At 71.0% G+C, this 21,219-nt stretch carries 19 protein-coding genes; 3 read left to right on the top strand and 16 right to left on the bottom strand.

Annotated elements, in window-relative coordinates; genetic code table 11:
* Positions 1-30: 30 nt before the first annotated feature.
* From lepB (OG462_RS30950) to OG462_RS30910, 9 genes are all read right to left on the bottom strand, one after another.
* The gene (gene lepB, locus OG462_RS30950) at positions 31-963 is read right to left on the bottom strand and encodes a signal peptidase I (protein ID WP_406066797.1); all 933 of its coding nucleotides are present in this window, start codon (positions 961-963) and stop codon (positions 31-33) included.
* Positions 932-1,927 carry a signal peptidase I gene (gene lepB, locus OG462_RS30945; protein WP_406062608.1) on the bottom strand — a complete coding sequence of 332 codons (996 nt, stop codon included), beginning with the start codon at positions 1,925-1,927 and terminating at the stop codon, positions 932-934. Before lepB (OG462_RS30945) ends, lepB (OG462_RS30950) begins: the two co-directional genes overlap by 32 nt.
* A complete protein-coding gene (gene lepB / locus OG462_RS30940) occupies positions 1,920-2,687 on the bottom strand; it encodes a signal peptidase I (protein WP_406062606.1) in 768 nt (255 codons plus the stop codon). Before lepB (OG462_RS30940) ends, lepB (OG462_RS30945) begins: the two co-directional genes overlap by 8 nt.
* A gap of 69 nt (positions 2,688-2,756) precedes the next feature.
* Positions 2,757-3,107 (bottom strand): 50S ribosomal protein L19, encoded by a 351-nt coding sequence (gene rplS, locus OG462_RS30935; protein WP_406062604.1) that lies wholly within the window; start codon positions 3,105-3,107, stop codon positions 2,757-2,759.
* A gap of 128 nt (positions 3,108-3,235) precedes the next feature.
* Positions 3,236-4,057 (bottom strand): tRNA (guanosine(37)-N1)-methyltransferase TrmD, encoded by an 822-nt coding sequence (gene trmD / locus OG462_RS30930; RefSeq protein ID WP_015036472.1) that lies wholly within the window; start codon positions 4,055-4,057, stop codon positions 3,236-3,238.
* Positions 4,054-4,656: a ribosome maturation factor RimM gene (gene rimM, locus OG462_RS30925; protein ID WP_406062603.1), complete on the bottom strand. Its 603-nt coding sequence runs from the start codon at positions 4,654-4,656 to the stop codon at positions 4,054-4,056. The genes trmD and rimM overlap by 4 nt, the downstream gene beginning before the upstream one ends.
* 116 nt (positions 4,657-4,772) lie before the next feature.
* Entirely contained in the window at positions 4,773-5,012 is a 240-nt protein-coding gene (locus OG462_RS30920) for an RNA-binding protein (RefSeq protein WP_003980229.1), read from the bottom strand.
* Between the two features lie 2 nt (positions 5,013-5,014).
* Positions 5,015-5,458 carry a 30S ribosomal protein S16 gene (rpsP, locus tag OG462_RS30915; protein WP_187623038.1) on the bottom strand — a complete coding sequence of 148 codons (444 nt, stop codon included), beginning with the start codon at positions 5,456-5,458 and terminating at the stop codon, positions 5,015-5,017.
* Positions 5,459-5,613: 155 nt separating this feature from the next.
* Positions 5,614-6,207 carry a hypothetical protein gene (locus OG462_RS30910; RefSeq protein ID WP_024755886.1) on the bottom strand — a complete coding sequence of 198 codons (594 nt, stop codon included), beginning with the start codon at positions 6,205-6,207 and terminating at the stop codon, positions 5,614-5,616.
* A gap of 361 nt (positions 6,208-6,568) precedes the next feature.
* Here OG462_RS30910 and OG462_RS30905 point away from each other — a divergent pair, with 361 nt between their 5' ends.
* Entirely contained in the window at positions 6,569-7,291 is a 723-nt protein-coding gene (locus OG462_RS30905) for a class I SAM-dependent methyltransferase (protein ID WP_406062600.1), read from the top strand.
* A gap of 118 nt (positions 7,292-7,409) precedes the next feature.
* Here OG462_RS30905 and ftsH read toward each other — a convergent pair whose 3' ends face one another.
* From ftsH to OG462_RS30875, 6 genes are all read right to left on the bottom strand, one after another.
* Entirely contained in the window at positions 7,410-9,332 is a 1,923-nt protein-coding gene (ftsH, locus tag OG462_RS30900) for an ATP-dependent zinc metalloprotease FtsH (protein ID WP_406062598.1), read from the bottom strand.
* A gap of 138 nt (positions 9,333-9,470) precedes the next feature.
* Positions 9,471-11,024 (bottom strand): signal recognition particle protein, encoded by a 1,554-nt coding sequence (gene ffh / locus OG462_RS30895; RefSeq protein WP_406062596.1) that lies wholly within the window; start codon positions 11,022-11,024, stop codon positions 9,471-9,473.
* 152 nt (positions 11,025-11,176) lie between these two features.
* Positions 11,177-13,645 carry a [protein-PII] uridylyltransferase gene (locus OG462_RS30890; protein WP_406062595.1) on the bottom strand — a complete coding sequence of 823 codons (2,469 nt, stop codon included), beginning with the start codon at positions 13,643-13,645 and terminating at the stop codon, positions 11,177-11,179.
* A gap of 42 nt (positions 13,646-13,687) precedes the next feature.
* Entirely contained in the window at positions 13,688-14,026 is a 339-nt protein-coding gene (locus OG462_RS30885; RefSeq protein ID WP_015036464.1) for a P-II family nitrogen regulator, read from the bottom strand.
* Positions 14,023-15,369 (bottom strand): ammonium transporter, encoded by a 1,347-nt coding sequence (locus tag OG462_RS30880; protein WP_406062593.1) that lies wholly within the window; start codon positions 15,367-15,369, stop codon positions 14,023-14,025. The genes OG462_RS30885 and OG462_RS30880 overlap by 4 nt, the downstream gene beginning before the upstream one ends.
* Positions 15,370-15,832: 463 nt before the next feature.
* Positions 15,833-17,308, bottom strand: coding sequence for a hypothetical protein (locus tag OG462_RS30875; RefSeq protein WP_406066796.1), 1,476 nt, complete (start codon positions 17,306-17,308; stop codon positions 15,833-15,835).
* Between the two features lie 426 nt (positions 17,309-17,734).
* On the opposite strand from OG462_RS30875, the gene OG462_RS30870 reads away from it, so the two are divergent.
* Positions 17,735-18,388 carry a bifunctional DNA primase/polymerase gene (locus OG462_RS30870; RefSeq protein WP_406062591.1) on the top strand — a complete coding sequence of 218 codons (654 nt, stop codon included), beginning with the start codon at positions 17,735-17,737 and terminating at the stop codon, positions 18,386-18,388.
* Positions 18,389-18,453: 65 nt separating this feature from the next.
* Here OG462_RS30870 and ftsY read toward each other — a convergent pair whose 3' ends face one another.
* Positions 18,454-19,668, bottom strand: coding sequence for a signal recognition particle-docking protein FtsY (gene ftsY, locus OG462_RS30865; protein WP_406062589.1), 1,215 nt, complete (start codon positions 19,666-19,668; stop codon positions 18,454-18,456).
* Positions 19,669-19,753: 85 nt separating this feature from the next.
* Between ftsY and OG462_RS30860 the strand changes: the two genes are divergently transcribed.
* A complete protein-coding gene (locus OG462_RS30860) occupies positions 19,754-21,211 on the top strand; it encodes a cytosine permease (protein WP_406062588.1) in 1,458 nt (485 codons plus the stop codon).
* Positions 21,212-21,219 lie beyond the last annotated feature (8 nt).

The following is a 21,219-nucleotide window of genomic DNA, read 5'->3' as shown; positions in this document are numbered from 1 at the left end:
GGTCCGGGACGGCACCCTACCCGCGGGTCACTACTCGGCGGTATGCCGTGCGGCGACCTTCTTCCGACGCCAGAGGACCAGCGGGAGCGCTCCGGCGAGACCGGCCGCGCCGAGGGGGGCGGCGGCCATGGCCTGGTTGAGGGCCGGCTGGTCGAAGATGTCGGGCACGGGGAGGGTGGCCCAGCGGGTGACGGGCCAGGCGATCACGACGGCGCGGCCCACGACCTCGTCATTGGAGACGGTGCCGCCACCGGGGAGCTGCTGGTGGAAGCGGGAGTCGAGGGAGTTCTGACGGTTGTCGCCCATGACCCAGATGCGGTTCTCGGGGACCTTGATCGGACCGAAGGAGTCCTGGCAGGGGACGGAGCCGGGGTAGAGGTACGAGGTCTCGTCCAGCGGGACGCCGTTGAGGACGACCTTGCCGCCCTCCTTGCAGGACACGGTGTCGCCGCCGACGGCGATGACGCGCTTGATGAGGTCCTTCTCCTCGGCGGACGGCATGAGGCCGATGAAGCTGAGGAACTTCTGCACGACGTTCGGCTTGGGCGTGGTCTGGCCTTCGAGCCAGCCGCCCGGGTCGTGGAAGACGACGACTTCGCCGCGCTCGGGCTCGGAGCCGAACCAGGGGGTCAGTTTGTCGACGAGGACCCGGTCGCCCTTCTGGAGGGTGTTCATCATCGATTCCGAGGGGATCGAGAACGCCTGCACCAGGAAGGTCTTGATCAGCAGTGCGAGCACCAGCGCGATGCCGACGAGGAGGGGCAGTTCCTTCCAGAAGGAACGCTGCTTCTTGGGGCTCCTGCCGGAGCTGCCCGCCGCGTCGTCGTCACCGTCCGGCGTCCCGCCGCCCGGCGGCTGCGCCTGCCCGTCACCCGTCACGTCGTCACCCGTCGTGTCATCGCCGAAGGCCCCGTCGGCCCTCTTGTCGGGCTCATCGTGTCCGGATCGTGCGCCGACGGCCAAATCCCCCACATCCACTCCTCAGTCCGTGCGATCGCCTGCCCCGGAACAGGGACAGGCCCACCACTCCCATAACGAGCAGAAGTTCCGCAGGGGTCGGGAGCCCGGGGAATCCGTTCAGATTCCGCTGGGACACACTATGCGACAGACCGAGCGCGGACTCGGAACCCGTACTGGTGTCCGGTACGGCGGCGAAGGTGTCCCGTTCCTCCAGGCCCCGCCAGTGTCCGATGGGCCAGGCGATCACCACGGCACGGCCCACGATCTGCTCCTCGGAGACGGTGCCGTGGTCCTTCTCGTCGAGGTGGTAGCGGGAGTCGGCCGAGTCGGAGCGGTGGTCGCCGAGGACGAAGATCCGGCCCTGTGGGACCTTCACCTCGAAGGGGATGGTGGACGGCTCGTTGCCCGGGTGCAGGTACGGCTCGTTCAGGGGTACGCCGTTGACGGTGATCCGCCCGTCCTGGCCGCAGCAGCGGACGGTGTCGCCCCCGACGGCGACGACCCGTTTGATGAGGTCCCGGTCGTCGGCGGAGGGCAGCAGTCCGATGAAGGTGAGGGCCTGCTTGGCCTGCTTGATGCCGACGGGGTCGTCGGCGGGCGGCGTGGCGTCCTGCTGGAGCCAGTTGCCGGGGTCCTTGAAGACGACGACGTCGCCGCGCTGCGGGCGGGAGCCGAACCAGGGGGTGAGTTTGTCGACGAGGACCCGGTCGGAGATGCGGATCGTCTGTTCCATGGAGCCGGACGGGATGACGAACGCCTGGACCAGGAAGGTCTTCAGTACGAGCGCGATGAGGACGGCGACCGTGACGAGGATGGGGATCTCGCGGATCGCTGAGCGCTGTCGGCGCCGTTTGACCTTGCGGGCGAGTCTGCGCCGCTCGGCCCGGCCCGGCAGGGGCGCGGCCTGTTCGGGTCCGTGATCGGAAGCGCGCCCGGTTCCGCCCGGCGGTCGTCCGCGGCTACCCATGGGGTCCCGCCCCGTGTCCGGCGGCCGGTACGGCGTCGAAGGCGGGGGTCTCCCGCACGGTGGACCAGCGGCCGAAGGGCCAGGCGATCCAGTCGGCGCGTCCGACGACCTTGTCGACGGGGACCATGCCGCCGCCGGGGCTGCCGAGGTGGTCGCGGGAGTCGCTGGACTGGCTGCGGTGGTCGCCCATGACCCAGAGCTTGTCCTGCGGGACGACGATGTCGAAGGGCACGCTGGACGGCTGGTCGCCGGGCATCAGGTACCACTCCTCGACGGAGACGCCGTTGACGGTGAGCCGGCCGTCCTCGTCGCAGCAGACCACCCGGTCGCCGCCGATGCCGACGACCCGCTTCACGAAGTCGGTCTCGTCGGGTTCGGCGAGCCCGAGGGCGGCCGCGCCGTCGTGCAGGAGCCCGGTGACGGGGTTGTCCCGGGGCTGTTCCCGTACGAACGATCCGGTGCCGTCGAAGACGACGACGTCGCCCCGGTCCGGCTCGCTGCCGAAACGGTACGCCAGCTTGTTGACCAGGATCCGGTCACCGACCTGGAGGGTCGGTTCCATGGAGCGGCTGGGGATCAGGAAGGGCTGCATCACGAAGTGACTCAGGAGCAGCAGGAACGCCACGCAGGCACCGGCCACGAGGGCCGTGCGCCGCCGGCCGGGAGTGGCCGCGGAGTCCTCGGAAACGCGCGCGGAGCGCGACCCGTCCTCCGTGTCGGAAGAGGGGTCGCGCTCCGTGTGCTGTGCTTCGGTGTCCATCGGTGGCAGAGCCTATCCGGCCTGCCTGTGCGAGGGCTCGGAAGCGTCGAGCGTGCCGGGAGCCGAAGCTCAGCGGTCGCGCTTCTCCTTGATCTTGGCAGCCTTGCCGCGCAGCTCGCGCAGGTAGTAGAGCTTGGCGCGACGGACGTCACCGCGGGTGACGAGCTCGATCTTCTCGAAGATCGGGCTGTTCACCGGGAAGGTGCGCTCGACGCCGACGGAGAACGAGACCTTGCGGACCGTGAAGGTCTCGCTGACGCCCGAACCCTGGCGACGGATGACGACGCCCTTGAACTGCTGGATACGCGAGCGGCTGCCTTCGATGACGCGCACGTGGACGTTCACGGTGTCGCCGGGGCGGAAGGCGGGGAGGTCCGAGCGGATCGAACCCGCGTTGACCTGGTCGAGCAGGGAGGCCATGGAGGTCTCTTTCCTCGCTGATGCCACAGGTCATCAGCGGTACGTTCGAAGTGATTCGGAAGATCGTCCGTTCCTGGCGGCGTCGTTCCCCCTGTGGCAGGGGCGCGCGCCGGACGGACGACAGCGGCCTATTCTTCCACGTCGTCGAGCCTGCGCCAAAATCGGCCGCCGGGCTCGGGCGCCCATCCCATCATGGAGAGGATCTCGCGGTCCTTCTTGTCGAAGGCCGCCGGGTCGCAGCGCTCGATGAGATCGGGCCGGTGGGCGGCGGTGCGGCGGAAGGCCTCGTCGCGTCGCCAGCGGGCGATCTTGCCGTGGTGCCCGCTGAGGAGGACGTCGGGGATGCCCCGGCCGCGCCACTCGGGGGGCTTGGTGTAGACGGGGCCTTCCAGGAGGTTGGCCATGGCGCCGGGCGCGAAGGAGTCGTCCCGGTGGGACTCGGCGTTGCCGAGGACGCCGGGCAGGAGGCGGGCGACGGCCTCGGTGACGACGAGGACGGCGGCCTCGCCGCCGGCCAGGACGTAGTCGCCGATGGAGACCTCGTAGACGGGCATCCGGGTCGCGTACTCGTCCATGACGCGGCGGTCGATGCCCTCGTAGCGGGCCGGGGTGAAGATCAGCCAGGGCCGCTCGGAGAGCTCGACGGCCAGCTCCTGGGTGAAGGGGCGGCCGCTGGGGGTGGGGACGACGAGGACGGGGCCGTGGGCGCCGCCCTCGTAGCCGTCGGCGAGCGTCTGGTCGAGGGCGTCGCCCCAGGGGTCGGTCTTCATGACCATGCCGGGGCCGCCGCCGTACGGGGTGTCGTCGACGGTGTTGTGCCGGTCGTACGTCCAGTCCCGCAGGTCGTGGACGTGGACGTCGAGCTGTCCGCGCGCGCGTGCCTTGCCGACCAGGGAGACGTTCAGCGGTTCGAGGTACTCGGGGAAGATCGTGACGACGTCGAGCCTCATGCCTGGTCCTCACCGGACTTCGCGCCGGACTCTTCGCCCGAGCCCTCGTCGGACTCGTCGGACTCGTCGCGGGAAGAGACGATCTCCGCGCGGTCGTCGATCAGGCCGGGCGGCGGGTCGATGACGGCCCGCTGCTCCTCCAGGTCGATCTCGGTGACGATCGACTCGACGAACGGGATCATCAGCTCGGTGCCGTCGGGGCACTCGACGATGAAGAGGTCCTGGGACGGCAGGTGGGAGATCTCCGTGATGCGGCCGATCTCGGTGCCGTCGGCGAGGACCACGTCCAGGTCCATGAGCTGGTGGTCGTAGTACTCGTCCTCCTCCTCGGGCATCTCCGTCGGGTCGACCTCGGAGATGAGGAGGATGTTGCGCAGGGCTTCGGCGCCGTTGCGGTCGCGGACGCCCTCGAAGCGCAGCAACAGCCGGCCGCTGTGCACCCGGCCGGTCTCGATGGTCAGCGGCCCGGCGGAGGCCGGGTCGGTGAGCAGTACGGCACCGGGGCCGAGCCTGAGTTCGGGCTCGTCCGTGCGCACCTCGACGGTGACCTCGCCCTTGATCCCGTGGGCGCGGCCGATCCGCGCGACTACCAACTGCACTGCTCCACACTCTCCTGTCACACAGCTCGTACGACACAAACGACAACGGGCCGGGGTGGGCTCGTAAGCCCTCCCCGGCCCGTGCCGGCACAACTAAGGTGATGCTGCCGGCCTGCTCAGCGGACCTGGTCCACGTCGACGAGGTCGACCCGGATGCCACGGCCGCCGATGGCGCCCACGACGGTACGCAGCGCACGCGCGGTGCGGCCGTTGCGGCCGATCACCTTGCCGAGGTCGTCGGGGTGGACCCGGACCTCCAGCACGCGGCCACGACGCAGGGTGCGCGAGGCGACCTGCACGTCGTCGGGGTTGTCGACGATGCCCTTCACGAGGTGCTCGAGAGCCTCCTCGAGCATGATCAGGCCTCGGTCGACTCGGTGGACGCGGCCTCGGCCTCGTCCGCCTTCTTGTCGGCCTTCTTGGCCTTCGGGGTGATGGCCTCACCCTTGGCCTCGTCGCCCTCGAGGGCCTTCGCGAACTCGTCGAACGAGGCGCGCTTGGCTTCCTTGGTCGCCGGGACGAGCAGGGCCTTCTCGGGGGCCGGGAGGCCCTTGGCCTTCTGCCAGTCGCCGGTGAGCTTCAGGATGGCGAGAACGGGCTCGGTCGGCTGGGCGCCGACAGACAGCCAGTACTGCGCACGCTCGGAGTCGACCTCGATACGCGACGGGTTGTACGTCGGGTGGTAGAGGCCGATCTCCTCGATCGCGCGACCGTCCCGACGGGTGCGGGAGTCGGCGACGACGATGCGGTAGTGGGGCTGGCGGATCTTGCCGAGGCGCTTGAGCTTGATCTTGACTGCCACTGGAGTGGTGTCTCCTGGTCTTGACGTGGTTGGGCACTTTGAGATGCCACGTGGGGTTGCGGTACTCGGATGCCCGATGGACGCGTCAGCCGGAGGAGAGAGGGGTCCTGTGCGACTGTCGAGTACAGCTAGCCATTGTGCCACACACCGCGAGCTCAGCTCGCGGCGCCCACGGTCTCCGGAATGCGGAAGGGCTTGCCGCAGCCGCCACAGACGATCGGGGCCTGGGCGAGGACCGAGGGCACCACGCGTACGTTCCGTCCGCAGTCGCAGACGGCCTTGACGCGAACGCCTCCGCCCGAGGAGCCGTGCCGGGCGGCCGGTCCGCGGAAGGAGCGCTTGGTGTCGGCTGCCGTGGCCACCGTGTGGGCCTTGAGGGCGCGCTGGAGCCGCTCGATGGTGGGGCGGTAGCGCCGCCTCGCCTCGGGGTTGAGCGTGACCAGGGAGAAGCCGCTGCTGGCGTGTGGCTCCTCGGGGTGGTCGAGGCCCATCTCCTCGGCGATCGCGAGGAATCTGCGGTTGTGGTAGCGGCCGGCGCGGGAGGTGTCGCGGACACCCCGGGCGGCGGCGATGCCGTGGACTGCTTCGTGGAGCAGTCGTTCGAAGGAGAGCTCGGCGCCGCAGGCGGACGAGGACTCTCCGATCAGGGACTCGGGCGCGGCAAGATCGGGCAGCTCGGGGTGGTGCCGCTGAATGTCGGCCCACGCCTGTGCCAGCTCTGCGGCGAGAACAGGTGGTGTCGTGCTCACGTCGCGTACAACGAGCCGAACCGCTCCCGGGTTCCATTCCGGGGCATCCCAAATATTTTGCACGTACCCGTCAGTTGCCGTTGATGTGTCGGGACGAGGGCCAGTGCGCCGATCTGCGGAGAAGCCACGCAGGGGGCGTCAAGCTGGTGCGTAGTGGCGCATACGCCCCGGCGTGCAGCCGTGGCCCGTGCGCCCCTGGGGGGAACGGTCCCGGAGCGGACCGGGAAGCGTGGCAGGGACCTTACCGGGTCGGTTCTCTCCTGGACGAATCGGTGTGGTGCGAGCACTGGACGCGGCCCGGGATGCGCAGTTCCCTGACTACGGGGGGCTGTCGTCCGAGCACGGATTGGGGCACTTTTCCATGACACCTACGCTCGTCCCGCACCACCCCGCGCGTGACTGGGCCGAGATCCAGGAACGGATGCTCGCCCCGCTCTACGAGGCGGTGTACGACCGCCTCGGCGTGGGCGCCGGGACCCGGGTCCTGGGCCTCCGCTGCGGCTCCGGCCTGGCGCTTCTCATGGCGGCGGCGCGGGGCGCCCGGGTGGCCGGCGTGGACCGGGACCACGCGCGCGTGGAGCTGGCCAGGGAGCGGCTCCCCGAGGGCGTCACGGTCACGGAGGAGCCGCCGGGTGACACGTACGACGTGATCACGGCCTTTCACACGACGGACGCGCTCCTGCCCGAGCTGGCGGCGCTCACTCGTACGGCCCAACCGGGCGCGACGGTCGTGCTCGCCGGCTGGGGACCGCCGGAGCGGTGTTGCACGGAGGCGGTGCTGCGGGTCGCGGCCCGGCTCACGGACCGCCGGCCGGGCCTCCGGACGGACCTGGAGGGACTGATGGCCGGGGCAGGGCTGCGGCCGGCCGGTTCGGGGCGGGTGGCCTGTCCCTTCGGGTACGCGAACGAGGGCAGCGCGGTGCGCGGGCTGCTGTCGACGGGCGCGTTCGACGAGGCGGTCCGGGCGACGGACCTCTCCCAGGTGGAGAAGGAGATCGCGGAGGCGCTCGCGCCGCACGTGCGCGCGGACGGCACGGTGTGGATGCCGAACGTCTTCCGGTACGTGATCGCCCGGGTGTCCTGAAGCGTTCGACACCTGTTCGACGCCCCTCCGGCGGGATCGGCCCTCCCTACCCACGAGGCGGGCCGAGTCCTCCTCGCCCACGCGGCGGGGCTCAGTCCTCCTCGCCCGCGCGGCAGGCTCAGTCCTCCTTGCCCGCGCGCGTGATGCCCGCCGCGCGGTAGGCCGCCGCCTCCTCCAGGGTCTCGTTCTCCAGGAGCGCGGCGGCCAGCGCGTCGAGCTGGCCCCGGTGCTCGCGGAGCTGGCGTACGGCGCTCTCGTAGCACTCGTCGACGATGCGGCGCATCTCCGCGTCCACGGTGTCGAGGGTCGCGGGGGCCGCCGAGAGGCCGTACGCCTGCTGGGCGTCGCTGGGGATGGCGGTGAGGCGGCCGACGAGCTCGCTCATGCCCCAGCGGCCCGCCATGCCCCGGGCGATGTTGGTGACCTGTTCCAGGTCGCTCTCGGCGCCGGTGGTGACGACGCCGAACACGACCTGTTCGGCGGCCATGCCGCCGAGGGCGCCGATGATCCGGCCGCGCAGGTAGTCCTCGGTGTAGGCGTACCGGTCGGCGTCGGGGGTGGAGAGGGTGACGCCGAGGGCACGGCCGCGGGGCACGATGGTGATCTTGCGGACCGGGTCGGCGCCGGGCTGGAGCATGCCGAGGAGGGCGTGGCCGCTCTCGTGGTACGCGGTGCGGCGCCGCTCGTCGGCGGGCATCACGAGCGGGCGTTCCGCGCCGAGCTGGACCTTCTCCAGGGCGTCGGAGAGGTCGGACTGGGTGACGGCCTTCTGCTCGCGTTTGACGGCGAGGAGGGCGGCCTCGTTGGCGAGGTTGGCGAGTTCGGCGCCGGTCATGCCGGGGGTCGTGCGGGCCACGTGCTCCAGGTCGACGTCCTTGGCGAGCGGGATCTCCCGGGTGTGGATCTTGAGGATGGCCTCGCGGCCGCCCCGGTCGGGCGGGTTGACGTGCACGATCCGGTCGAAGCGGCCGGGCCGGGTGAGGGCGGGGTCGAGGACGTCGGCGCGGTTGGTGGCGGCGAGGACGATGACTCCTTCGGAGCCGGTGAAGCCGTCCATCTCGGTGAGGATCTGGTTGAGGGTCTGTTCGCGTTCGTCGTGACCGCCCATGCCGGAGCCGCCGCCCCGGGCCCGGCCGATGGTGTCGATCTCGTCGATGAAGATGATCGCGGGGGCGACCTTGCGGGCCTCGGCGAACAGCTCGCGTACCCGGGAGGCGCCGACGCCGACGATCATCTCGATGAACTCGGACGCGGAGGCGGAGAAGAACGGCACTCCGGCCTCGCCGGCGACGGCACGGGCGAGCAGGGTCTTTCCGGTGCCGGGCGGGCCGGCGAGGAGCACACCGCGGGGCATCTTGGCGCCCATCTCGCGGTAGGCCTGCGGGTTCTTGAGGAAGTCGACGACGTCGTTGAGTTCGCCCTCGACCTCGTCGATGCCGGCGACGTCCTCGAAGGTGGTGCGCTTGGCGCCGGCCTCCAGCTCGACGGGTTTGGGCGGGGCCTTGCGGCCGAGCATGCCGCCTGCGCCGCCCATGCCGGAGCGCATGCGGCGGGCGATGAACACCCACAGGACGACGAGGAGCAGCATCGGGGCCAGCGAGATGAGGAGGTTGGCGAGGAAGCTGCGCTCCTGGACGACCGGTTCGGCGGTGACGGTGACGTTCTGCTTGGTCAGCTGCGCCCACAGGTCGTCGTCGGCGAAGGCGGGGCGCTGGGTGGTGAACTTGGTGTAGTCGCCGTCGCCGTCGGGGACGGGCTGCTTGTCCTTGAGCTGGCCCTGGATCGCGTCGCCCTTGGAGTAGATCTTGGTGACGTTCCCGGCGGCGACCTGTTTGTCGAACTCGGTGTACGAGATCGTCGGCCCGTCGCCCTCGTTGAAGAACGACAGGACGATGTTGGCGAGCAGGTACACGACGAGCGCGGTGAGGATGAGACCGCCCCAGCCCCCCGGCATCTTCTTCTTCGGCGACGAGGGCGGCGGAGCCCCTTCCGAGCGCCAGGGCTGGTCGGTCCGGTCGCGCGGGGGTACGGGGTTGGCCACGTGGCTCTCCTCGGGGCGGCTGTGGCCCCAGTATCGAAGAGCGGTACGAACCCGGCATCGCGGGCGGTCCGCAGGGGTGAGAAGGGGCCCGGGGCGGTTTCGCACCGCCCCGGGCCCCTTTTCACCGTCTGATGGGTGTCAGCCCATGAACTTCTTGAACTCCTCCGGGAGCTCGAAGTCCTTCGGGGTCTGCCCCGGGGCCGGGAGACCGAAGGCGCCGCCCTGCTGTGCCTGGTCGCGCTTCTCGGCGGCGGCCTGCTCCTCGGCCTTCCGCTTCATCGGGTTGCCGCTCTTGCGCTTGCCCTTGGCCTGCTTGATCTGCTTCTTCTGCCGGCCGGGGCCGCCGCCCATGCCGGGCATGCCCGGCATGCCGGGGAGGCCGCCGCCCTGGGCCATGCGGGACATCATCTTGCGGGCCTCGAAGAACCGCTCGACGAGGCCCTTGACCGCGCTGACCTCGACGCCGGAGCCCTTGGCGATACGGGCGCGGCGGGAGCCGTTGATGATGGTCGGGTCGTGGCGCTCGCCCGGGGTCATCGACTTGATGATGGCGGCCGTACGGTCGACATCCTTCTCGTCGATGTTGGCGATCTGCTCCTTCATCTGGCCCATGCCGGGAAGCATGCCGAGCAGCTTCGAGATGGAGCCCATCTTGCGGACCTGCTCCATCTGCGCCAGGAAGTCGTCGAGCGTGAACTCCTCGCCCTTCTTCGACGCGAGCTTCGAGGCCATCTTGGCGGCCTCTTCCTCGTCGAAGGTCTGCTGAGCCTTCTCGATGAGGGAGAGCATGTCGCCCATGCCGAGGATGCGGGACGCCATGCGGTCCGGGTGGAACGCGTCGAACTCGTCCAGCTTCTCGCCGTTGGAGGCGAACATGATCTGCTTGCCGGTGACGTGCGCGATGGAGAGCGCGGCACCACCGCGGGCGTCACCGTCGAGCTTGGAGAGCACGACGCCGTCGAAGCCGACGCCGTCGCGGAAGGCCTCGGCGGTGTTGACCGCGTCCTGACCGATCATGGCGTCGACGACGAAGAGGACCTCGTCGGGGCTGACGGCGTCGCGGATGTCCGCGGCCTGCTGCATCAGCTCCTGGTCGATGCCGAGGCGGCCGGCGGTGTCGACGATGACGACGTCGTACATCTTGGTCCGCGCGAACTCGATGGAGTCCTTGGCGACCTGGACCGGGTCTCCGACGCCGTTGCCCGGCTGCGGGCCGTAGAACGCCACGCCCGCGCGCTCGGCGACGACGCCGAGCTGGGTGACGGCGTTGGGGCGCTGGAGGTCGCAGGCGACGAGCAGCGGGGAGTGCCCCTGGCCCTTGAGCCAGAGACCGAGCTTTCCGGCGAGGGTGGTCTTACCGGCGCCCTGGAGACCGGCGAGCATGATCACGGTGGGGGCGGTCTTGGCGAACCGCAGGCGGCGGGTCTCACCACCGAGGATGCCGACGAGCTCCTCGTTGACGATCTTGATGACCTGCTGGGCCGGGTTCAGGGCCTGGGAGACCTCGATCCCGGTGGCGCGCTCCTTGACCTGCTTGATGAAGGACCGGACGACCGGCAGGGCGACATCCGCTTCGAGCAGCGCGATACGGATTTCGCGCGCGGTGGCGTCGATGTCCGCCTCGGACAGACGGCCCTTGCCGCGGAGGTTCTTGAAGGTCGCTGCAAGGCGGTCGGAGAGGGTATCGAACACGGCGGTCGCGGATCCTCGGTGTCGGGGGCGGTCGGATTGCCCTCCAGGGTATCGGGCCGCTCGAAGTGTGTGCCCCCGCCCGCCGAATCCGGCGCGCGGGAGCGGTTCGGTCCGGGGGTGTCCGGCCGGGTTCGGCTGGATTCCCCCGTGGGTCAGCGGAGCGCCGACTCCAGCGTCCGGGCCAGGTCGATCGCCTCCTCGTCCGGCAGCAGGGAGCCGTCGGGGCGGGTCACGTACAGGGTGTCGACCGCGTTCGCGCCGAGTGTCGACACATGGGCGCTCCTCACCCGTACCGTCGCCCCTTCCAGGGCGCGGCCGATGCGGTGGAGGAGGCCGGGGGCGTCCTGGGCGCGGACTTCGATGACGGTGGCGAGGCGGGAGTCGGCTGCGGCGACGGTGACGCGGGGCGGTGGGGCGGTGAGGCCGCGCCGGCGCGGGTAGGCGGCCTCGCGTTCGGCGAGGCGGGCGGGGATGTCGAGGGAGCCGTCGAGGGCGCGGACGAGGTCGGCGCGGAGCCGGGCGGCCTCGGGGAGGGAGCCGTATTCGGCGGCGACCCGCCAGTCGAGGACGAGGACGGGTCCCGAGCCGGTGCCGAGGTCGAGGGGGAGGTCGACGGCGCGGAGGTCGGCGGCGCGGACGGTGAGCCGGTGCAGGGCGAGGACGCCGGCGACGGCGGGGAGGACGCCGGGCTGGTCGGGCAGGGCGATGACGAGTTCGACGCCGACGGGCTCGGGTTCCTCGGGTTCCGCCACGACCAGTTCGGTGTGCAGGGCGAGGACGGGTTCGCCGGTGCGCAGGGCCTCGATGGCGAGCCGTTCCTGTTCGGCGCTGGGGGCGGCGGCCGCGGGGTCGGTGGGGGTCTCCCCCGCGAGGACGCCCGCGACCCGTTTGACCAGGTCGGCGACGAGTGAGGCGCGCCAGGAGGACCAGGCGGCGGGTCCGGTGGCGAGGGCGTCGGCCTCGGTGAGGGCGTGCAGGAGTTCCAGGGTGCCGACGGTGCCGACGGCGGTGGCGACGGAGCGGACGGTGGCGGGGTCGTCGAGGTCGCGGCGGGTGGCGGTCTCGACGAGGAGCAGGTGGTGGCGGACTGCGGTGGCGATGGTGGCCACGTCGGTGCGGTCGAAGCCGATGCGGGTGGCGAGGTCGCGGGCGATGGTCTCGCCGGCGACGGAGTGGTCGCCGGGCCAGCCCTTGCCGATGTCGTGGAGGAGGGCGGCGACGAGGAGGAGGTCGGGGCGGCCGACGCGGCGGGTGAGGGAGGAGGCGCGGACGGCGGTCTCGACGAGGTGGCGGTCGACGGTCCAGGTGTGGACGGGGTTGCGCTGGGGGCGGCAGCGGACGCGTTCCCAGTCGGGGAGCAGCTGGGTGACGATCCCTTCGGCTTCGAGGGCTTCCCAGACAGGGACGGTGGCCTCGCCGGCGCCGAGCAGGGTGACGAGTTCCTCGCGGGCTTCGGCGGGCCAGGGCACGGGGAGGGGTTTGGCGGTGGCGGCGAGGCGGCGTACGGCGTGCAGGGAGATCGGCAGGGCGGACTGGGCGGCCGCGGCGGCGGCCCGCAGGGGCAGGACGGGGTCGCGTTCGGGGCGGGCGGTGCGGGCGAGGACGACCTCGCCGTCCATCTCGACGACGCCTTCGGCGAGCGGGGTGCGTTCGGCGGGCGGTTTTCCGGCGCCGGGGCGGCCGGAGGCGCCCCGGCCGCCGAGGAGGGCGCGCAGGCGGGGCCGGGCGGAGCGGGCCTTGAGGACGCGGTTGACCTCGCGCCAGGTGACGTCGGTGGCGTACGAGATGGTCCGGGCGGCCTCGTACACCTCGCGGAGCAGGGTGTCGGCGTCGAGGAGGCCGAGCTCGGCGGCGACGGCGTCCTGTTCCTGGAGGGCGAGCCGGTCGGTGGCGCGGCCGGTGGTGAGGTGGAGGGCGTCGCGGGCGTCGAGGAGGCGGCGGCGGGCGCCGTCGAGGCCTTCGCGGGGGGCGTCGGCGAGCCAGGAGGCGGCGACGGCGCGGAGGACCTGGGCGTCGCGGAGGCCGCCTCTGGCCTCCTTGAGGTCGGGTTCGAGGAGGAACTGCAGCTCGCCCATGCGTTCGGCGCGTTCGCGGCAGAGTTCGTCGAGTTCGGGGAGTCGCCTGGGGGCCTGGTTGCGCCAGTCGGCGAGGACGGTGGTGCGCAGGGCGGCGACGAGTCCGTGGTCTCCGGCGAGGGGCCGGGCGTCGAGGAGGCCGAGGTGGACCTTGAGGTCGTCGGTGGCGGTGGCGCGGGCCTCGGCGGGGGTGCGGACGGAGTGGTCGAGGGCGAGCCCGAGGTCCCAGACGGGGTACCAGATCCGGTCGGCGAGGGCGGCGATCGCGGCCTTGTCGGCGCTGCCGTCGTGGAGCAGGAGGAGGTCGAGGTCGCTGCGGGGGGAGAGTTCGGCGCGGCCGTAGCCGCCGACGGCGACGAGGGCGACCCCGCGGGGTGGCGCGGCGGCGGCGAAGAGGGCGGCCAGCCAGTCGTCGGTGAGCCGGGCGAGGGCGGCACGGCGCGGCGGCCCGGACCGCTCCTTCTCGTGGAGGAGGAGCAGCCGGGCCGCCGCGTAACCGCCGGGTCCCGAATCTTCGGTCTCTTCGCTGACTTCGAGGCTCGTCACCCGGCGGCTCCTTCGTTGCTTACGGTGCGTCCGGACCGCTGTCTACAGGGCGTCCGGACCGCGTTCGCCGGTGCGGACGCGTACGGCGGTCTCGACCGGCACGCTCCACACCTTGCCGTCTCCGATCTTGCCGGTTCGGGCGGCCTTCACGACGACGTCGATGAGCTGTTCGGCGTCCTCGTCCTCGACGAGGACCTCGATGCGGATCTTGGGGACCAGGTCGACGGTGTACTCGGCGCCCCGGTAGACCTCGGTGTGGCCGCGCTGGCGGCCGTAGCCGCTGGCCTCGGTGACGGTGAGGCCGTGGACGCCGAATGCCTGGAGGGCCTCCTTGATCTCGTCGAGCCGGTGCGGCTTCACGACCGCGGTGATGAGCTTCATGCGTCCACCTTCTTGTTCTCCGTGACGGCCGGGGCGGGGGCGGCGGTGGAGCGCGAGGACGCGCCGCCGCCGGCTCCGCTGAAGTCGTACGCGGTCTCGGCGTGCTCGACCTGGTCGATGCCGGAGACCTCGTCGTCCTCGCTGACCCTCATGCCCATCGTCTTGTCGATGATCAGCGCGAGGATCGCGGAGGCGATCAGAGAGTAGGCGAGGACGGCGAAGACTCCGACGGCCTGCTTGCCGAGCTGGTCGAGGCCGCCGCCGTAGAAGAGGCCCTTGGCGTCGGACTGGACGCCGCCGGTGGCGAAGAGGCCGACGAGGAGGGAGCCGAGGACACCGCCGACGAGGTGGACGCCGATGACGTCGAGGGAGTCGTCGTAGCCGAACTTGTACTTGAGGCCGACGGCCATGGCGCAGAGGAGGCCGGCGATGACGCCGATGGCGATCGCGCCGAGGGGGCTGACGGCGCCGCCGGACGGGGTGATGGCGACGAGGCCGGCGACGGCGCCGGAGGCGGCGCCCAGGGTGGTGAAGGAGCCGTGGCGGACCTTCTCGTACGCGAGCCAGGCGAGCATGGCGGCGGCGGTGGCGACCTGGGTGTTGACGAACATGACGGCGCCGACGCCGTCGTCGTTGCCGAGCCAGGAGCCGGCGTTGAAGCCGAACCAGCCGAACCAGAGGAGACCGGCGCCGAGCATCACGAGCGGGAGGCTGTGCGGGCGCATCGGGTCCTTCTTGAAGCCGACGCGCTTGCCGATGACGAGGATGACGCCGAGGGCCGCGGCACCGGCGTTGATGTGGACCGCCGTACCGCCGGCGAAGTCGATGACGCCCATCTCGAAGAGCCAGCCGCCGGCGCCCCAGACCCAGTGGGCGACGGGGAAGTAGACGACGGTGACCCAGAGGGTGATGAAGAGGGCCCAGGCGGTGAACTTGACGCGGTCGGCGAGGGCGCCGCTGATCAGGGCCGGGGTGAGGATGGCGAACATCAGCTGGAAGACGGCGAAGACGTACACCGGGATGGTGTAGCCGTCCCACAGTTCGGTGACGCCGATGCCGCTGAGGCCGACGTAGTCGGAGGACCAGCCGATGATCGAGCCCACGTCGGTGCCGAACGCGAGGCTGAAGCCGAAGAGCACCCAGAGGATCGTGACGATCCCGAGGCTGATGAAGCTCATCATCAGCATGTTGAGGGTGGACTTGACGCGGACCATGCCTCCGTAGAAGAAGGCGAGTGCCGGGGTCATCAGCATGACCAGGGCGGAGCAGATGAGCATGAACCCGGTGTTGGCGGCAGACAGCTCGGGGGCGTCTGCTGCCAGGGTCGTGATGGCTGGTGCCATCGGCGTCTCCTCGTCGTCGAATGCGGCCTGTGCGGGGGCGGGGCCGGAGAGCGGTTCGGCCGTGAGGGGTGGCCGGTTATGGGCCAGAGGTTGGCGCAGCGCGGTTTCCGCCGATGCCGCTCGATGTTTCGGAGCGGTGACGAAGGGGTGGGGCGTGTTACGCGACCGTGAACGGCCGTGTCACGACGAGGTAACGCCCGTATCCTCCGCACAGGAAGAACGGGCTGGGGCCCGGGGTCCGTGGCACACGGAAAACGGGCTGGGGCCCGCGCCTGTGGACACGAGAACCGGCTGGGGTCCCACGCCCCTGGCGCAACGAGAATCCGGCTCGGTCCGGCGCCCGTGGGACACGGAAACCGGCCGCGCCTGGCGTCCGTGTGACCTTGCGGCGGGGGAGCCGAGTCGGGCAGTACGGGACGTCCGGCGCGGCCGGAGTGCAAGGGCGCGTGGGCGCCTGGTGGGGTCAGACCGCTTCGGCGGCCTCGGGAAGCAGCTGGGTCAGCCGGTCGGTGAGGTGGACGACCTCGGTGACGTCGCTGTAGTTGCGGGCGGCGTGGTCGACGGTCTTGCGGAGTCGGGTGTTGACCCGCTCGGAGCGGATGCTGCGGGCGACTCCGAGGGCCTTCTCGGCGAGGACGACGGACTGCTCGGGCTCGCGCTTGAGGAGGTGGACGGTGGCCATGCCGATGAGGTTGAGCGCGTACGACCGCTGGTGGTCGGGGTCCTTCTCGAAGAGCTCGACGGCCCGCTCCATGACGGGCTCGGCGAGCGAGGCGTACGTCGGGGAGCGCCCGGCGACATAGGCGAGGTCGCGGTAGGAGTGGGAGTTCTCGCCGTTGAGTTCGGCCTCGGAGAAGAAGCCGATCCAGTCGGGTTCGGGCTCGCCGTCGAGGCCGACGTCGGCGAAGGTGTCCTCGGCCATCCGGACGGCCCGCTTGCACTTGGAGGGCTGGCCCATGTTGGCGTAGGCGCGGGCCTCCATCGCATACAGCATGGCCTGGGTGCGCGAGGTGGCGCAGTCCCGGCTGCCGTACTGGGCGAGGTGGATGAGTTCGAGGGCGTCGTCGGGCCGGCCGAGGTGGATCATCTGGCGGCTCATGGAGGACAGGATGTACGAGCCGAGGGGCTTGTCGCCGGCTTCCTTGGCGGCGTGCAGGGCGAGCACGAAGTACTTCTGGGCGGTGGGCTGGAGGCCCACGTCGTAGCTCATCCAGCCGGCGAGCTCGGCGAGTTCGGCGGCGCAGGTGAAGAGGCGCTTGGCGGTGGCGGCGGGCTGGGGCTCCTGGAGGAGGTCGGTGACCTCGTGGAGCTGGCCGACGACGGCCTTGCGGCGCAGTCCGCCGCCGCACTGGGCGTCCCACTTGCGGAACATGGCGGTGGTGGATTCGAGGAGGTCGAGTTCGATCTCGGAGAGCCGGTTGGGGCGGCGGGCGTCGGCGAGCGGGTCGGGGCGCTCGATGTCGCCGGCGGGGGTGGGGACGAGCCAGCGCTGCATCGGTTCGATGAGGGCGGGTCCCGCGGCGAGCGACAGGGAGGAGCCGAGGAAGCCGCGGCGGGCGAGCATGAGGTCGCTGCGGGAGAACTCGCTGAGCAGGTCGACCGTCTGCGGTCCGGCCCAGGGCAGGTCGACTCCGGAGACGGAGGGCGACTGGTGGGCGGTGCGCAGGCCGAGGTCCTCGACGGCGACGACGGAGCCGAAGCGCTCGGAGAACAGCTCGGCGAGGATGCGCGGGATGGGTTCGCGCGGCTGCTCGCCGTCGAGCCAGCGGCGTACGCGCGAGGTGTCGGTGGAGATGTGGTGCGCGCCCATCTGGCGCGCCCGGCGGTTCACCTGGCGCGCGAGTTCGCCCTTGGACCAGCCGCTGCGCACGAACCACGAGCCCAGCTGCTCGTTCGGGCGCTTGCCGGCAGTCGTACCGTCTGCGCCGTTGCCGCCCACTGGAACGCCCCCATCCACCTGATTGCCTGTCATGTGAACCCCTACCAGAATGCCGCGTCTCGCGGCACCCGTCCGGAGTTCGTACTCCTTCGAACTGGAAACCGGGTTGCCTCCGGCATACCCGCGTGCGCAAGCGACCCCGGGGCTTCGAGTACCGAAAGTAATCCTACGATCACCCCTCCACGAGGGCGATTCAAGAAACGCCACCATTCGCCACCCCTTCGAATGAACTCGCCGCCCGTGGAACGCGATTCACTTGACATGCGACGAACCGGAGTCGGCGGACGGATGCGCGGAGAGGCGCGCGCACCGGCTCGCACCACCCCGCACACGACCGCACGCCACACCCGGCGACGGACCGTGACGAAGGGTGACGACGGTGCTCCGGGTCGTAACCACCGGCGCGCTCGACCCGTTGGAGGGGGCATGGGTTTCACGATCGGCGGCATTCGTGAGATGCGGTCCGGCGCACGCCGCCGCGTACGCACCACGGAGTGCACAGCGGTGGCCGAGTACACAGGACTGTGGGGCTGGGACGTGGTGCCCGGAGCACGGGCCGTCTCCGGGCAGTGCTCCTGCGGGGACGCGGCGTGTACGGCCCCGGGCGCCCACCCCCTCTCCTTCGCCGAACCGGTCCCGGCCGGCGCCGCCCTCGACGACGCGACCAAGACGTGGTCGGAGTACCCCGGCGCGGCGCTGCTGCTGCCGGTGGGCAAGGCCTTCGACGTGATCGAGGTCGCGGAGGCCGCGGGCCGCCGGGCGCTCGTCCGTCTGGAGCGCATGGGGCTGCCGCTGGGCCCGGTCTGCGCGACGCCCACCGGCCGGGCGCGGTTCTTCGTGGCGCCCGGGGCGGCGGCGGAGCTGCCGCAGCTGCTCTACCGGATGGGCTGGGACGACGCCGATCTGGACCTGCACTGTCTGGGGCCCGGTTCCTTCGTCACGGCTCCCCCGTCGGACCTGGGCGGGCTCGGTCCGGTGCGCTGGCTGCGGCCCCCGACGCTCGACACGGCGGGCGCGCCGCCGCAGGCGCGGCTGCTGCTGGGGACGCTGGCGTACATCTGCCACCGCACGCACTTCTGAGCCTGGTACGCGGAAGGGCCCTCGCCACCTGGTGCCGAGGGCCCTTCCGCATGTCGTGCCTGGCGTCAGTCGCCGATCAGGGCGTCGACGAAGGCGCCCGGCTCGAAGGGAGCCAGGTCGTCCGGGCCCTCGCCCAGGCCGACGAGCTTGACCGGGACGCCCAGCTCGCGCTGGACGGCGACGACGATGCCGCCCTTGGCGGTGCCGTCGAGCTTGGTGAGCACGATGCCGGTGATGTCGACGACCTCGGCGAACACGCGGGCCTGGATCAGGCCGTTCTGGCCGGTGGTCGCGTCGAGGACGAGCAGGATCTCGTCGAGCGGGCCGTGCTTCTCGACGACGCGCTTGACCTTGCCGAGCTCGTCCATGAGGCCGGTCTTGGTGTGGAGCCGGCCGGCGGTGTCGATGAGGACGACGTCGGCGCCCTCAGCGATGCCCTCCTTGACCGCGTCGAAGGCGATCGACGCGGGGTCGCCGCCCTCCGGACCGCGGACGGTCCTGGCGCCGACGCGCTCGCCCCAGGTCTGGAGCTGGTCGGCGGCGGCGGCACGGAAGGTGTCGGCCGCGCCGAGGACGACGGACTTGCCGTCGGCGACGAGGACGCGGGCCAGCTTGCCGGTGGTGGTGGTCTTGCCGGTGCCGTTGACGCCGACGACCATGACCACGCCCGGGACGTCCGAGGGGCTCTCGGTGTGCACCGTGCGGTCGAGGTCGGGGCCGAGGAGGGCGACGAGCTCCTCGCGGAGCAGAGTGCGCAGCTCCTCCGGGGTGCGGGTGCCGAGCACCCGGACCCGCTCGCGCAGCCGCTCGACGAGCTCCTGGGTGGGAGCGACGCCGACATCGGCCGTGAGAAGGGTCTCCTCGATCTCCTCCCAGGTGTCCTCGTCGAGGTGCTCGCGGGACAGGAGCGTGAGCAGCCCCTTGCCGAGCGAGTTCTGCGAGCGGGCGAGGCGGGCCCTGAGCCGTACGAGACGGCCCGCGGTGGGTTCCGGGATCTCGATCTCGGGGGCCGCGGGGGCCTCGGGCTCCTCGGCGACCGGGGCCTCGGGGGCCGCCTCGGCGGGGAGTTCGACCTCCTCGACCGTGCGGCGTGGTTCCTCCCGCGGCGTCTCCGCCTCCTCGCCGACATGCGGTTCGGCGGGCGGAGCGGTGATGGTCGGCGTGGTGGACGGCGGCTCGGCCGGCGGCAGCTGCTTCTTCTTGCGGCCGCTGATCACGAGCCCGCTCGTCACGGCGACCGCGACGACCAGAGCGATGACTACAGCAAGGATGAGTTCCATAACGGGACCAGTATCGGCCAAGAAGCGACCGGAGATGGAGCACGTACGCTGGGTGGGTCCCCCCACATCTGTACGGAGTACCCCCATGCCCCACGACGCCTCCGAAGCTGCAGGCGCGACGCACGACGGCGCCATGGAGACCCGCGGTCTCGAACCCGTCCCCGACGCCGAGCGGACCGGCCGGGTCCGCGAGCTCTTCCCGACCTGGGTCGCGGCCAACATCAGTGTGCTGCTGCTCACGATGGGCGCCGGCCTGATCGTCTTCAACGGTCTGAACTTCTGGCAGGTCCTCGCCGTGGCGATCGCCGCGCCGGTCCTCTCGTACGGGATCGTCGGTCTGATCTCGATCGCGGGCAAGCGGGGTGGCGCGCCCGGGATGGCGCTGTCGCGAGCCGTGTTCGGTCAGCGCGGAAACCTTTTTCCCGGAGCGCTGATCTGGGTGGCCCGGTGGGGCTGGGAGACCATCAACGCGGTCACCGGCGCCTACGCGGTGCTGACCGTTCTCGATCTGCTCCTCGATGTGAAGTCGAACACGTTCCTCATCGTGGTGACGCTGCTCCTCTTCGTCACCTGCACCTTCCTCGTCTCGGGGCTCGGGATCAACGCGCTGCGGGTCTGCAGCAAGTGGTCCACGTACCTCTTCGGCGCCTTCTCGGTGCTGGTCCTGGTCTATCTGGTGGCGAATACCGACTGGTCGGCGGTCTTCGACAAGCCGGCCGGTTCGACGGCGATGATGATCGCGGGCATCGGCACGATCGCGGCCGGCGGCATCAGCTGGGTCCCCTCGGGCCCCGACTTCACCCGGTATCTGCCCCGTACGGCCTCCTCGAAGGCGATGGTCGGCTCGACGGTCGGCGGTGCCGGGATCGTGGTCCTGCCGATGGTCCTGATGGGTGCCGTGATGGCGGTGTCGACGCCGGACCTGGCCTCGGCGCAGGACCCGGTCTCCTTCATCGGTGAGCTCCTGCCGATGTGGATCTCCGTGCCGTACCTGGTGATCGCCCTGCTCGGAATGCTGCTGATCAACTCGATGTCGATGTACTCGGCCGGGTTCACGGCGCAGACGCTGGGCATCAAGGTGCCCCGTGCGGCGGCGGTCAGCGTGAACGCGGTGATCAGCCTGATCTTCGGCTTCCTGCTCATGGTGGTGGCGACCAGCTTCATCGGCTCGTTCATCTCGTTCCTGACCCTGCTCGCGGTGGCGTTCTCGGCCTGGATCGGTGTCTTCGGCGTGGACATGCTGCGGCGCCGGTCGTACGACGCGGTGGCGCTGATGGACACCACCCGGACCAGCGCGTACTGGTACCGGGGCGGTTTCGCCTGGCAGGCGATGACGGCGTGGGCGGTGGCGCTGCTCGCGGGGCTGCTCTTCACCAAGGTCGACTGGTTCTCCGGTCCCCTCGCCTCCTCCTGGATCGGCGAGAACGGCCTCGGCTGGGCGGCGACGATCGTGGTGGCGGGCGTGCTGTACGCCGTGCTTCCGCGTACTCCCGAGAAGGCTTCGGTGGAGCCCGCCGAGGTGCGCGAGACCGTTTCCATCTGACGCTACGT

Origin of the sequence: Streptomyces sp. NBC_01077 (assembly GCF_045162855.1) — a bacterium.
In the GTDB taxonomy this organism is placed as follows: Bacteria; Actinomycetota; Actinomycetes; order Streptomycetales; family Streptomycetaceae; genus Streptomyces.
Note: the sequence above shows the minus strand (reverse complement) of the source record. Positions and strands in the feature narration are given on the sequence as shown.